Origin of the sequence: Taishania pollutisoli (assembly GCF_014518315.1) — a bacterium.
GTDB classification, from domain to species: domain Bacteria; phylum Bacteroidota; class Bacteroidia; order Flavobacteriales_D; family Crocinitomicaceae; genus Taishania; species Taishania pollutisoli.
The window spans coordinates 265186-278454 of record NZ_JACVEL010000002.1 but is presented as its reverse complement, the minus strand read 5'-3'; the positions used below and the strand labels follow the sequence as shown (position 1 = coordinate 278454).

The window sequence follows — 13269 nt, the reverse complement described above, 5'->3', positions numbered from 1 at the left end:
TAAAACAGTACTAAATTAAGTATTTTACCCTTCAATTGATACAATTGTTATTTTTTAATATCTTTAGGTGTCGTATCTATAAAACAGCACGTCATGCAGCAACTAAATCATTTTTTCGCACTTCTTATTGTTCCGGCAGTATTAATCTTTTCCTCCTGCGGAGAGAAATCTGTGAGTCATCATCCATTGGATCACATTGATCCGAATGACATTGTTGTGAAAACCTATACGGATTCCAAAGGAAAGCAACTGGAACTTGCGTTCAACAACACCAAAGAAAGTGTTGCATTTATATATGAGGGAAAATCTATTGAACTGTTTGGTCAACATCCGGCGTCCGGAATCTGGTACAAAGACGATACGTTTGAACTACGTGGAAAGGGAGAGGAAATTGAGTTGAAAAAAGACGGGGAAACGGTGTTCTCGACCGGTGATGAAGTGGTTGAAAGTACTGCAACAAGCAAAGAAGGAACTGAATTGTCAATGGTTTTTAACAACTCCCGAGGAACCGCATCTTTAACACTAAACGGAGAAGTGATTGAACTGACGGCTGAACGTGCAGCATCCGGAATCTGGTACACCAATGATACGTATGAACTGCGTGGCAAAGGGGAGCAAATCGAACTTAAGAAAAACGGAAAAATTGTGTTTACCACCAAGTAATAATTGTGGTAAAAAAATACCTTTGCATCCATTTTAAACGGAAAACAAGTTTTTAACCGATGAAAGCGACGTACACGATTTTACTGTTAATCATGTCCAACATCTTTATGACATTTGCATGGTATGGACACTTGAAATTCAAGGAATATAACTGGTTTTCCAATTGGAGCCTGTTCAAAGTTATCCTTTTCAGCTGGCTGATTGCTTTCTTTGAATACATGGTAATGGTACCTGCCAATAAAATTGGTTTTGAAGGAAATGGCGGCCCGTTTTCTCTTTGGCAATTGAAGGTCATCCAGGAAGTCGTCACCCTGGTTGTTTTTACCGGTTTCACATTATTGATGTTTAAAGGGGAAGTCCTACGTACCAATCACGTGATCGGTTTTGTATTCCTGGTACTGGCCGTTTACTTTATTTTCAAGAAGTAAGCAGATCCCGGAAAGCACAAATAGTTTATTGAAAACATCATTCAACCAGCAATTTTAATGTTTCAACGATTCTACCCCGGACCATTATTTGAACAAAATAAATTCCATGGGATAACTCCGCGGTAGAAAATTTCAGTTGTTTTACACCATTCTCAACAGCCGAACAGGAGATCACTTCACCGGTTACGTGTGTCAGTGCAATTGTAACGCCATCACTGAATGGATGCAACACTAAGTTGTACTGATCATGTGCCGGGTTCGGAAACAAGCGACTCCCCGCCCATTCATTTTCAATAGTTGACACGCCGACAGATAATGGGTTTACAATCCTGTAAATGGCATTTTTTGATTCGGGATCTCTGTCAAACCCGATAAAATACACACTTCCGTCAGGTGCTACGGCTACATCTCTGATCCGTCCGTATCCTTGAGAAAATACTCTTAAAGAACCGGTAACAGCATCACCGGCAGTATTCAGCGTATGCACATCGATTGCACGGCTGGCCAACGTTCCTACCAGTAAACTGTTGGAGAACTCCGGAATAGCTGTATGATTATAAAAATCCAGTCCGGAAGGTGGTGACATCGTGAGAAGAAGTAAAGGTGATTCATAACTATACGTAGCCGAACTACAGCTATCGGGAACAAAGTCGGAACACGCATCTCCGTCATAAGCAGGCCAACCGTAATGTCGACCGGGTCGGATCAGATTGATTTCATCCACTCCGAATTGCCCGTGTTCCGAATTGTAAACGTTACCATTCGGAATCTGAACCAATCCCTGCGGGTTTCTATGTCCGGAAGAATATTCGTAGGTTGTCGGGTCGGGATTGTCAGCAGGAATGGAGCCATCTAAATTCAGGCGCAACGTTCTGCCTCTTAACGGGTCTCCGCCAAACCAGTAGTCAGCTGTTGTGAGCATCAATTTATTATCAGCTGTGATCACCATCCGACCTCCGGCATGCTCACCGACATGGGAATACGAAAAAATAAGCAACGGATTGATGAGTTGTCCACCGGAAAATTCATACCTATACACATCTACCCAATCGTTTGATGCATAGTAAGCAGCAGTATCGAATGCGATGAATACATAAGGTGTTCCATTCAGCAAATCCGGGTGAGTTACAATCCCCAAGCCATTGTCACCCGGCCTGAACAGCACTGTATCCACCAGTAAAGTGGCAGGATCATATCGTTTGATGTATTCCAAATCGGTAAACCACAATTTATTGTCCGGTCCCCAATGAATATCCCAGGCGCCATCCACAAGGGATGCATCAACTGCTGTTTCAACATGTACTTCAGTTGAATCCAGTGTCCACACATCCTGTGTAATACCTGTTGTGGAAAAATAGAACGAAGAAAAGAATAACAACAGAAAATTGCGCATAATCCGGATCAATTTAGCGTGCGTAGTAATTACAAGACGTAGTAGTTAGACGTGAGTTGCCTCAAAAAGAAGCATTTGCTTTCAATTACCTCCGGATCAAGGGACGAATCAAGTGCTCCAGTCCGTTGACTTTTATTTCATAAATCAGTTGGAGCTGCTCACCCAGTTTTCCTTTTGGAAATCCGTTGTTTCTATACCAGACAACATAGTATTCGGGTAAATCCACCAGGTAACGTCCCTGGTATTTTCCAAACGGCATCTTCATATTTGCCAGCTCAACTAATTGCTGTTGGTGTGTTTTTTCCGACATTGATACAGATGAATCTTCCGGGGGATTGCAAGTTGCCGTCCCCCGGAAGATTTAGTTTATTTTACTGGTGTTTGTTGCAATACTTCCAGAAAGAATCCCCAGAATTTCTGAACAGATGAAATCTGTACTTTTTCATCCGGAGAGTGTGCTGCCCGGATATTGGGTCCGAAGGAAATCATGTCCACTCCCGGAAGATGTTTCCCCAGGATTCCACACTCCAATCCTGCGTGACACGCCTTGATCTGCGGTTCTTCATTGAAACGTTTTACATACAACTGGTGCATCAGTGTTAAAATCTCTGAATTCGGGTTCGGCTGCCATCCCGGATAGTCACCTGTCTGAACAACGGCAACTCCTGCTGTTTCAAATGCAGTTCTGACGGCATTGGCAACGTCTGCTTTCGTCGACTCAACACTGCTTCGCTGCAATGATTGCGTGACAAAATTTCCATCAGCAACGATAACTCGCGCCAGACTTGAAGAAGTTTCTACCAATCCTTCAATATCCGGACTCATGCGGAATACACCATTTGGAACAGCATACAGCACATTAACAATTTTGATCATGTCCTCATGCGCAACGGCCTTCCCTCCCGCTCCTTTTTCTTCGACAGCAATTACCAACGCCTGTTCAATGGTCTTGTATTCGTGTTTCAGAATTTCCGAGATTTCAGAAATAGAAGTTTTTACGGCTTTCAAATCGTCTTTTGCGATGGCAATGACAACTGTAGATTCTCTCGGAATCGCGTTGCGGAGACTTCCCCCGTCGATTGAAATCAGTTGGAATTGGTGCAGGGACAGCAAATGATACAAAATTCTGTTCATCAGTTTATTCGCATTTCCTCTTCCTTTGTCAATGTCCATTCCGGAGTGTCCTCCCAGTAATCCCCGGATGGAAATCGTCAGGTGCACACTTCCGGCTTCAACCGTTTCTTCGGCATAGGTATATTTTGTATTGGTGTCAATTCCTCCCGCACATCCAATCGATAACTCATCATCGTCTTCCGTATCGAGATTCAATAAAATTTCTCCTTTAAAATTGGAACCATCCAGCTGCATTGCTCCTGTCATTCCTGTTTCTTCATCGATGGTAAACATGGCTTCAATAGCAGGATGCTGAATCGTATCAGACGCCAGAACAGCCATAATTGTCGCCACACCTATTCCGTTATCGGCACCTAAGGTTGTACCATTTGCACGTACCCAGTCACCTTCTACAATCATCTCAATGCCTTGTGTATCGAAATCAAAAACCGTATCCGCGTTTTTCTGGTGAACCATGTCCAGGTGCGATTGCAGAATCACAGTCTTCCGGTTTTCCATTCCCGGAGATGCCGGTTTCTTAATAATGACATTCTGAATGGCATCTGTTTTCGTTTCCAATCCGAGTGATTTACCAAAATCAATCATAAACTGAATGACGCGCTCTTCTTTTTTAGAGGGACGTGGAACTGCATTCAAGTCTGCAAAATGATTCCACATTTCTTTCGGTTCTAAGTTTCTTACTGACATTTTCTGTGTTTTTTACAAAAGTAATGAAAAGGATGGATTCGGGGCCTGAAACTTTCCCGGTGAAAAACGCATTTTTTAACTCTGATTACAAATGACTTACGGAAAAATCCTTTTTTGACTGTATTTTTTTAATTCCGAAAATGAAACCTTTTCAACAACCATCCGTTAATAAGGCAGGATCAATTATTAACGTCTACAGGTTAATGATATGAGGGACCCGGTTTCGGGTCCCTTTTTTATTCTTGTGAATACACATCGTCAATACAGTTACGATTGAGATCAGGCTTTTCTGTTGAACACTCCGGTGTATCGGGGAAAATGTCTGTGAACTTTATCTGATTCTTTGCACGTGTACGGTTAATATTTTTCTATCTTTGATTGATTGCTAAAACGAACAATTTATATGTTATCTGTTGAACATATTTCTAAATCCTTTTTCCGGAAACAGGCATTGGACGATGTTTCACTGGGAGCTGAAAAAGGAGAGATATTCGGTCTGCTCGGTCCCAACGGAGCCGGAAAGACAACGTTAATTCGCATCATTAACCGCATTGTAGAGCCCGACAATGGGGTTGTGAGAATCAATGGTGCCATCATGACCCGCAAACACCTGGAGCACATCGGTTATATGCCGGAAGAACGGGGATTGTACAAATCAATGACTGTGGAAGATCATGCTGTATTTCTGGGGAGATTGCGGGGATTGTCCAAGCAAGATGTTACTGCAAAGCTCAATTACTGGCTCGATAAATTTGAAATCGGTGACTGGAAAAAGAAGCGGATTGAAGAGCTTTCTAAGGGAATGGCACAAAAAGTTCAATTTATTTGCACTGTTTTACACGAACCTGAACTGTTGATTTTAGATGAACCATACAGCGGGTTTGATCCCATCAATACGGAATTGATAAAAAACGAACTCATCCACATGCGCAACCAGGGAAAAACAATCGTTCTGTCTACCCACAACATGAAAAGTGTAGAAGAAATTTGTGACCGGGTAGCACTGATTCATCATTCGAAAAAATTATTGGAAGGGCGCGTTGCCGACATTCAGGAAGAACGAAAAGAAGGACTGTACGCCATCCGGTTTCGCGGAAACATGATTGCCTTTGCCAATGCATTGTGGTCTGGTTTTGAAGTCGTAGATACCGAGAACCCTTCTGACAACCTGTTTATTGTACGTGTTAAAATGCGCGGAGAAAATACCTTCGATGACTTGTTAAAGGTATTGATCGGACAAGTAAAGATCGAAGCGGCATGGGAAGTCCTGCCCACTATGCAAGATATTTTCATTTCAATTGTTCAACCTAAATTAACGGAAGCCCTATGAGAAACAGTTGGATAATTGCCCTTCGTGAAGTGAAAGAACGGATCGGATCGAGGTCCTACGTTCTGTTTGCTATTTTCGGTCCGCTGATTATTCTGGGACTCGTGTACCTGTTATTTGTATTCGGCGGAAATGAAGCTGAAAAATGGAATATACTGGTAACAGACAAGGCAGGAATTCTCGATAACAAGTTAATGCCCCACCCGGACCCGAATGTGACCTATTCGTTTGCCAATGACTACATCGAACACACTGATTTTGCTAATGGGAAACGCTACCAGCAATACGATGCAATGGTGGAAATCAATGAAAAAGTACTGAGTAATAAATTGTCCTATGTTTTTTACCGGACCAAACCTTCCTTCAACTTGCAGGCAAAAGTACAGTACCAGGTGGAACGAAGGTTGGAAGAAGTCATGATTCAGCGGTTTACAGACCTCTCTGTTCAAACATTCCGGGAAATCAAACAACCGATTAAATTCTCGTTCAGAAATGTTTATGATCCTTATGATCAGACTTCAGATGTACGGACATGGGTGGGATTTTTCTTCGGAATGGTCATTCTGGCATTCATCGCTTTGTTTGGCATGACGATTTTACGAAGCGTAACCTCGGAGAAAAGCAACCGAATTGTGGAAGTGTTACTGGCATCTGTCAGACCGCAACAGTTGTTATTCGGTAAATTAACCGGTGTCGGGATTTCCGCATTCATCCAGTTTTTTATCTGGATCATATTCATCGGACTCGGTTTGTACCTGATGCGGGAGTGGATGTTTCCGAGTATCTACGACGCGTCTTCGATGAATATGGCTGAGCTTACAGACAACGGGCGCATTTTATCTGTTCAGGAAAAACTCTATGCAGGTAAAGAATTCAATACCATTGTGGATCTGGTCTATGAACGTGTGAATTTTGGCGTCATGCTCACCTTTTTTGTCTTGTTTTTCATTGGAGGTTACTTGTTTTACGGTTCTTTCTTCGCAGCAATTGGTTCCACAGCGGGAACAGAAAACGACGGACAGCAATTTATCCTTCCTGTCCTGTTGATTTTGGCACTGTCCGCCTATGCAGGTTATTATACTGTCGCCAATCCCGAAAGTGAATTGACAGGATGGCTGCACTACATTCCGTTTACCTCCCCTGTTGTTGTAATGGTCAAATTGACCTACGGCTATGCAGCAGGAGAAGCGTATCAAATTTGGCTATCACTTATTGTTTTGCTATTGTCAGCATTCTTTTGTTTGTCGGTTGCCTCCAGGCTTTACAAAAACGGGGTACTGCAATTCGGTCACCGTCTGAAACTCCAACACCTGTTCAAATGGCTAAGAAAGTAGCTGTCGTCGATCTGGGAACGAATACGTTCAATTTATTGATCGCCACTGTAGAAGCAGACACCTTCCAAACGCTATATCACGATAAAATAGGTGTCGCATTGGGAATGGGAGGAATCAATGAAAAACGACTGGCGGAAGCATCTATTGATCGTGCTTTGCAGGCACTCCGGGTGTACAAAGCGAAATGTGATGAATACGAAGTGGGAGAAATCCGTGCATTTGGCACATCTGCCATACGGGATGCTGTTAACGGAGATGAGTTTTGCGCGTTGGTATATCGTCAGACGGGAATTAGGGTGACGGTTATTTCCGGATTGGAAGAAGCGCAGTTGATTCACCGGGGAGTCAGATGCTCATACGATTATACCCGACCCGCTGTCATCATGGACATCGGAGGAGGAAGCACGGAATTTATCCTGGCAGACAAGGACGGAATTCAAAAAGCCGTGAGTCTGAACATCGGAGTTTCGAGGATCTATCAGCAATTGCAACTGAATGACCCCATCAGTAAAGAAGACATTCACACCATTGAAAATTGGCTGGAAGAGCATTCCCATGGGAAGCTGGATGGCATCCAATGCGATATCCTGATTGGTTCTTCCGGGACCTTTGAAACGCTGCACGAAGTCTATTTTCAGCAAAAGTTTCCCAATTCACACGCCTGTATTCCAATGACGGTTGACGAATTGAAAAATGTCCTTACACACATCATGCAATCCACACTGGAACAACGCAGACAGAATCAATACATTATCCCGATCCGGCAGATCATGATTCCCATTGCATCTGCCAAGATCAACTGGATTCTGAAAAAACTCGGTGTACAACAACTCTTGATCTCTCCTTATTCATTGAAAGAAGGAGCTTTATTTGCACCTCACAAACCATCCTGAAATGAAATTAATTGCTGCCGTATTTTTCCTGACAATCAGCACTTCCCTGTTTTCACAACCGGAACAGTCAACAGCGTTAAAAGATTATTTTAGTAAACTTCCCGATAACGTTCAATTAGCCGTAGCAGTCATTGAAAACGGTGTTCCTGCTTTTTACGGGTTCATCAAAGAAAGCGATAGTATTCGTCTGATTGAAAATAAAGATGCTTTATTTGAAATCGGTTCCATTACAAAAGTATTTACCGCTACCCTGCTTGCACATTGCATTGTGAACGAAAAAATAAAACCGCAGGCAACAGCCAATCAGTACTTCAGGTTTAAATTCAAAGAAAAACAACCCATTACATTAATCGAACTGTCAAATCACACATCCGGACTTCCCAGACTTCCAGCCAATTTTGTGACCACTGAATTCATTCACGACAATCCCTATAAAAATTACACCATTAGTGATTTTCAACAGTACCTGAAAGATGGGTTAAAATTGAACGCAAAACCCGGAACGGCCTATGATTATTCGAACACGGGAGCTGGATTATTGGGGACAATTATCGGTATTTCGCAAAAAGCCACTTACCGGGAATTAGTCCGGGAATTGATTTTCGATCGCTATGAAATGACGGCGACGTATACTTCTGGTAACAGCATTCAAAACCGGATGGTAAAAGGCATGCAGGAAGATGGAAGTGAGGCATCCAACTGGGACTGGGACGCGTTTGCAGGAACAGGATGCATTATTTCTTCTGTTACTGATCTCTCCAAATTTGCAATCGCTCAGTTTAATCCGGGCAACAAAGAATTAGCGTTGACGCATGTACCGACATTCACAATCAATGACCGGATGAAAATTGGTATGGGTTGGCATATCGTTCTATCCAAAACAGGTGCTGAATACCTGTGGCACAATGGCGGAACGGGAGGTTATTCCTCTTCAATGGCATTGGACGTACAACACAAAAACGGAATCATTTTGTTGTCCAACATCGCTCAGGGTGATGGGGGAATTGATCGGTTATGTTTTGGTTTGTTGGAAGAATTAAAATAGATGGCCAGGTCACTTTATTATTTGTAACAAAGAATTTGAGAAAGAATCTCTTTCATTTTTTGATTCCTGTGCCATTATCTGTTCTTCAAAACTTAAATTATTCTTAATTTTACGCGAAAATTAGTTGTAACCCTTATTTTTGGGCTGATTGAAATTTAAAACTCTATGAAAAAACAATTGTTGATTGCACTTGGATTATCATTTACTGTAGGAACAACAGTATTTGCACAACAAGATCCGGTATTGATGGAAGTGGACGGAAAAAAAATTACAAAATCCGAATTCCTTCAAATCTATCTGAAAAACAACAACAACCCGAAGTACGATAAGCAAACGTTGGATGAATACATCGAACTGTTCAAAAAGTTTCAATTAAAAGTTGCTGAAGCTGAAGCATTGGGGTATGATACCATTCCAAAGTTGAAACGCGAGTTGGAAGGATACCAGAAGCAATTGGCGCAACCGTACCTGACGGACAACGAAATGAACAAAACGTTGGTAGATCAGGCATACGAGCGCATGAAAACGGAAGTAAGAGCTTCACACATTCTGATCAAAGTAGATCCGTCCGCATCTCCGGAAGATACGCTGAAAGCATACAAACGTATCATGGCAATCCGCGATAAGGTGGTGAAAGGGGAAGATTTTGCAAAACTGGCAAAATCCAAAGATAGCGGTTCAGAAGATCCGTCTGCACAAACCAACGGAGGAGATTTGGGGTATTTCACAGCATTTCAAATGGTATACCCGTTCGAAAACGCAGCATACAACCTGAAAGTCGGAGAAGTTTCCATGCCTGTCAGAACACGATTTGGTTACCACATCCTGAAAGTAACCGATAAACGTCCTGCACGGGGTACGATGAAAGCCGCGCACCTGATGATCGCAGCAAACAAGCAAACAGATGACGCAGACGTGATTGAGAAAGCACGTGTTAAAGCCAATGAATTGTATACAAAGTTAGTAGCAGGAGAAAAATTTGAAGACCTTGTAAAAGCATACTCAGACGACCCTTCTTCCGCTTCCAACGGAGGTGTTTTACCGTTATTCGGAACAGGTGCAACAACACGCATGATTCCTGAATTTGAAGAAGCTGCTTTCTCGTTGAACAAAGACGGAGATTTCAGCAAACCAATTCAATCCGACTTCGGATTTCACATCATCAAACGGATTGAACTGACGCCATTGAAATCATTTGATGACCTGAAAAAAGAAATCGAAAGCCGTGTAAACCGGGATGAACGGGCAGGTCTGACACAAAACAGCTACATTGAAAAGTTGAAGAAAGAATACAAATTCACAGATCAATCTGCAGAGTCCATCAAGTGGTTTGAAAAAAACATGGATTCCAGTATTTACAAAGGAACATTTGACCCTGCAAAAGTACCTGCTTCTTCAAAATCACTGTTTACAGTCGACGGAAAAAACTATACACAAGCAGATTTTGTTAAATATATGAACGAAAACCCGCGTTTGACGAGAGGGAACGCACTGAATGAAGTAGCGAAAAAAGCATATCCTGAATGGGTCAACAATACGGTTGTTGAGTTGGAAAAGACAAAACTTCCTGTAAAATACCCGGAATATAAAGCGTTGATGAACGAATACCACGATGGAATTTTGTTGTATGAGATCATGAGTGACAAGGTATGGAATAAAGCCATGAAAGACACGGTGGGATTAAAAGAGTTTTACGACGCCAACAAAGGTAAATACACTTGGGAAAAACGATACGACGTTGTAGCTTATGAATCCGTATCTCCGGATGTTGCGAAAAAAGTCTTCAAACTCGCAAAGAAAAAAATCAGCTCCGACAGCATCTCAAAAATTATCAACGACAATACGGAATTGAATCTGCGTGTGAGGTCCGGTAAGTTTGAGGTATCCAAAACTCCATACCTGTTAAATCAGCCATTGAAAAAAGGTGTTAACAAACCATATGCGTTTGACGGAAAGAACTATGTAATTGTGCTCAATGAAGTGATTGAAGCGAAGAACAAGGAATTGTCAGAAGCAAAAGGATTAATCACCTCAGACTACCAGACATACCTGGAAAAAGAATGGTTGAAAGAACTGGAACAAAAACACAAAATAAAAATCAACGAAGAGGTATTGTACTCGCTTGGTAAATAAAAAAACATATCGATTATCTAAGGCTGGCGCTTTGGTCAGCCTTTTTTTTATAGTGGTGCTCTTCTCCTGTGGTTCCAATGGGAAAGAATGGGCGAGAGTGAATGATGTATCATTGACAGAAAATGACGCGCTCATTTTAATGGAACACCTGGGATACGATTCGGAAGCAAAAGAAGACCGAAAGAAATTTACAGAAGAGTGGATCGAGCGGCAGGTATTCATCCAGGAACTGGAAAAAGAAAATCCGGGAGAAGCAGCAATTATTCGTTCAAAAATGAATTGGTACCAGGGAGATTTATCCCGTTTTTACCTGGAAGAATCGCACATTCAAAAAGAACTGGAAACAGAAATTTCCGACAGTCTGATCCTGGATTACTACGACCATCACAAAGAAGATTTCGCTCTCAACGATTATATTGTCCGAGCGCTGTACATTAAAGTTCCGAAGGAAGCACCGGACCAGGATAAGCTGAAACAGTATTATTTGTTAAAAAAGGATAAAGACTATTCAAAAGTCGTCAGTTATGCTAAACTTTACGCTGATAATTTTTATTATGACGACAGCACATGGGTCTACTTCGATGAATTAACAAAAGATGCTCCAACGGAAAAACTGAACAAAGACAACCTTGTTCTCAACCGGACAAAAACATACTTTTCAGACGGTCAATACGTTTATTACCTGAACATCATTGATTTTAAACTCAAAGATGCAACACCCCCGGTCGATTTTTTGAAGCCGGTAATTGAACAATTATTAATGAGCCAGAAACTGAACGAACTGAAGGAAAAGAACAGCGCTTCGTTTGTACAAAAAATAAAACAAAAACATGAGATTACTAGTAAGTATTAGTTTGTTATTAACGTTTACTCAAGTTGGGTTTTCACAACTTTCCCGCATTCCATTGGACGGAATTGCTGCCCAGATCGGGGATAATATTATTCTCAACTCCGATATTGAGGCGCAGGTTGTTCAGGCAAAACAGGCCGGAATGGTTGTCACACAGGAGTTAAGATGCTCCGTTCTGGAAGGAATTATGTATCAAAACCTGTTGGTCAACCAGGCTTTGCTGGACAGTTTGGTGGTAACAGACCAACAAGTTGACTCCGAAATGGAAAACCGGATTCGTGTGATTGAGGAACAGATTGGCGGACGCGAGAAAATGGAAAAGTTTTATGGAAAAACCATTCTCCAGATCAAAGCGGAATTCCGGGAAATTATCCGGGAGCGGATGCTCGCACAGGAAATGGAGCGGCAAATCACGCAAGACCTGACAGTAACACCGCGGGAAGTAAAAGAATTTTTCGAAAGCCTTCCTGCCGATAGTATTCCATACATCAACATGCAGATGATGTTTCAGCAGATTGTGTTGTATCCCGAAATTACAAAAGCGGATAAGCAACGGGCACGTGACGAGCTTCAAAAGCTCCTGGATCAGGCACGTTCGGGAAAAAACTTTGCGACGCTGGCACGTTTGAACTCAAATGACCCGGGAAGTGCCAACAAGGGAGGTGAAATCAGTGCACGACGTGGAATGATGGTCGCTCCGTTCGAAGCAGCTGTATTTAGTTTGAAGGAAGGTGAAATTTCAGAGGTATTCGAATCGGAATACGGTTACCACATTGTAAAATTGATCGAACGGAAAGGAGACAATTATAAATGTGCGCACATTCTGAAAGTTCCGACTTATACAACCGAATCCCTGGAAAAAGCAGCCATTCGGATGGATTCCTGTTACCGCAGATTGAAAGCAAATGAAATTACGTGGGATGATGCTGTTACGACCTATTCTAACGACGAGGCGACAAAACAAAATAAGGGAATCATTACCAACCCGTACACCGGAGATCAGAAATGGGATGCGGCAGCACTGAACGAGATTGACAACCAAATCTATATCCTGACAAAAGAAATGAGTCCCGGGCAAATTACAGAACCGAATTTGTATGTCGACATGATGTCAAGAAAAGAAGGTGTCCGCATTGTTCGACTGGCACTCAGAACACAACCGCACAAAGCAAATTTAAAAGAAGATTACCCATTGATCCAAAAAGCGGCAGAAAGCACCAAGCACCAGGAAATGGTAGATGAATGGGTGGCAAAAAAAATTAAGCTGGCTTATGTAAAAATCAGTGAGCCATACAAGGATTGTACGTATAAATACGATTGGATTACGAAATAATACATCGCCGGGAAAAAATCACATAAAACATCTTTTTTTTGTGTAAGTT

General features: G+C 42.1%; 12 protein-coding genes. 9 read left to right on the top strand and 3 right to left on the bottom strand.

The features are described 5' to 3' along the window. Positions 1–93 precede the first annotated feature (93 nt). Positions 94–663, top strand: coding sequence for an MliC family protein (locus H9Y05_RS04400; RefSeq protein ID WP_216713598.1), 570 nt, complete (start codon positions 94–96; stop codon positions 661–663). A gap of 59 nt (positions 664–722) precedes the next feature. Further along, complete coding sequence (locus H9Y05_RS04395) at positions 723–1091, top strand: DMT family protein (protein ID WP_163490851.1); 369 nt, start codon at positions 723–725, stop codon at positions 1089–1091. A gap of 37 nt (positions 1092–1128) precedes the next feature. On the opposite strand, the gene H9Y05_RS04390 is transcribed toward H9Y05_RS04395, so the two are convergent. The 3 genes from H9Y05_RS04390 to H9Y05_RS04380 all read right to left on the bottom strand — a co-directional run bounded on the left by H9Y05_RS04390 (position 1129) and on the right by H9Y05_RS04380 (position 4305). Next, positions 1129–2484 (bottom strand): PQQ-dependent sugar dehydrogenase, encoded by a 1356-nt coding sequence (locus H9Y05_RS04390; protein ID WP_216713597.1) that lies wholly within the window; start codon positions 2482–2484, stop codon positions 1129–1131. 85 nt (positions 2485–2569) lie between these two features. Beyond that, positions 2570–2794 carry a DUF3820 family protein gene (locus tag H9Y05_RS04385; RefSeq protein WP_163490853.1) on the bottom strand — a complete coding sequence of 75 codons (225 nt, stop codon included), beginning with the start codon at positions 2792–2794 and terminating at the stop codon, positions 2570–2572. Positions 2795–2850: 56 nt separating this feature from the next. Continuing rightward, positions 2851–4305 carry an aminoacyl-histidine dipeptidase gene (locus tag H9Y05_RS04380; RefSeq protein WP_163490854.1) on the bottom strand — a complete coding sequence of 485 codons (1455 nt, stop codon included), beginning with the start codon at positions 4303–4305 and terminating at the stop codon, positions 2851–2853. Between the two features lie 403 nt (positions 4306–4708). Here H9Y05_RS04380 and H9Y05_RS04375 point away from each other — a divergent pair, with 403 nt between their 5' ends. The 7 genes from H9Y05_RS04375 (at position 4709) to H9Y05_RS04345 (ending at position 13220) form a co-directional block, all read left to right on the top strand. Beyond that, entirely contained in the window at positions 4709–5635 is a 927-nt protein-coding gene (locus H9Y05_RS04375; protein ID WP_163490855.1) for an ABC transporter ATP-binding protein, read from the top strand. After that, the gene (locus tag H9Y05_RS04370; RefSeq protein WP_216713596.1) at positions 5632–6966 is read left to right on the top strand and encodes an ABC transporter permease; all 1335 of its coding nucleotides are present in this window, start codon (positions 5632–5634) and stop codon (positions 6964–6966) included. Before H9Y05_RS04375 ends, H9Y05_RS04370 begins: the two co-directional genes overlap by 4 nt. Then, positions 6951–7859 (top strand): Ppx/GppA phosphatase family protein, encoded by a 909-nt coding sequence (locus H9Y05_RS04365; RefSeq protein ID WP_216713595.1) that lies wholly within the window; start codon positions 6951–6953, stop codon positions 7857–7859. Before H9Y05_RS04370 ends, H9Y05_RS04365 begins: the two co-directional genes overlap by 16 nt. Position 7860: 1 nt before the next feature. Further along, positions 7861–8904 (top strand): serine hydrolase domain-containing protein, encoded by a 1044-nt coding sequence (locus H9Y05_RS04360; protein ID WP_216713594.1) that lies wholly within the window; start codon positions 7861–7863, stop codon positions 8902–8904. Positions 8905–9069: 165 nt separating this feature from the next. Beyond that, on the top strand, positions 9070–11037 hold the full coding sequence (locus H9Y05_RS04355) for a peptidylprolyl isomerase (protein ID WP_163490860.1): 1968 nt from the start codon (positions 9070–9072) through the stop codon (positions 11035–11037). 31 nt (positions 11038–11068) lie between these two features. Further along, positions 11069–11890 (top strand): hypothetical protein, encoded by an 822-nt coding sequence (locus tag H9Y05_RS04350; protein WP_163490861.1) that lies wholly within the window; start codon positions 11069–11071, stop codon positions 11888–11890. Further along, positions 11868–13220: a peptidylprolyl isomerase gene (locus tag H9Y05_RS04345; protein ID WP_163490862.1), complete on the top strand. Its 1353-nt coding sequence runs from the start codon at positions 11868–11870 to the stop codon at positions 13218–13220. Before H9Y05_RS04350 ends, H9Y05_RS04345 begins: the two co-directional genes overlap by 23 nt. The last annotated feature ends 49 nt before the right edge of the window (positions 13221–13269 follow it).

What these genes read in the sequence shown, in the direction of transcription:
- H9Y05_RS04400 (WP_216713598.1), top strand. Translation starts at nt 94, where the DNA reads ATGCAGCAACTAAATCATTTTTTCGCACTTCTTATTGTTCCGGCAGTA.
- H9Y05_RS04395 (WP_163490851.1), top strand. Translation starts at nt 723, where the DNA reads ATGAAAGCGACGTACACGATTTTACTGTTAATCATGTCCAACATCTTT.
- H9Y05_RS04390 (WP_216713597.1), bottom strand. Translation starts at nt 2,484, where the DNA reads ATGCGCAATTTTCTGTTGTTATTCTTTTCTTCGTTCTATTTTTCCACA.
- H9Y05_RS04385 (WP_163490853.1), bottom strand. Translation starts at nt 2,794, where the DNA reads ATGTCGGAAAAAACACACCAACAGCAATTAGTTGAGCTGGCAAATATG.
- H9Y05_RS04380 (WP_163490854.1), bottom strand. Translation starts at nt 4,305, where the DNA reads ATGTCAGTAAGAAACTTAGAACCGAAAGAAATGTGGAATCATTTTGCA.
- H9Y05_RS04375 (WP_163490855.1), top strand. Translation starts at nt 4,709, where the DNA reads ATGTTATCTGTTGAACATATTTCTAAATCCTTTTTCCGGAAACAGGCA.
- H9Y05_RS04370 (WP_216713596.1), top strand. Translation starts at nt 5,632, where the DNA reads ATGAGAAACAGTTGGATAATTGCCCTTCGTGAAGTGAAAGAACGGATC.
- H9Y05_RS04365 (WP_216713595.1), top strand. Translation starts at nt 6,951, where the DNA reads ATGGCTAAGAAAGTAGCTGTCGTCGATCTGGGAACGAATACGTTCAAT.
- H9Y05_RS04360 (WP_216713594.1), top strand. Translation starts at nt 7,861, where the DNA reads ATGAAATTAATTGCTGCCGTATTTTTCCTGACAATCAGCACTTCCCTG.
- H9Y05_RS04355 (WP_163490860.1), top strand. Translation starts at nt 9,070, where the DNA reads ATGAAAAAACAATTGTTGATTGCACTTGGATTATCATTTACTGTAGGA.
- H9Y05_RS04345 (WP_163490862.1), top strand. Translation starts at nt 11,868, where the DNA reads ATGAGATTACTAGTAAGTATTAGTTTGTTATTAACGTTTACTCAAGTT.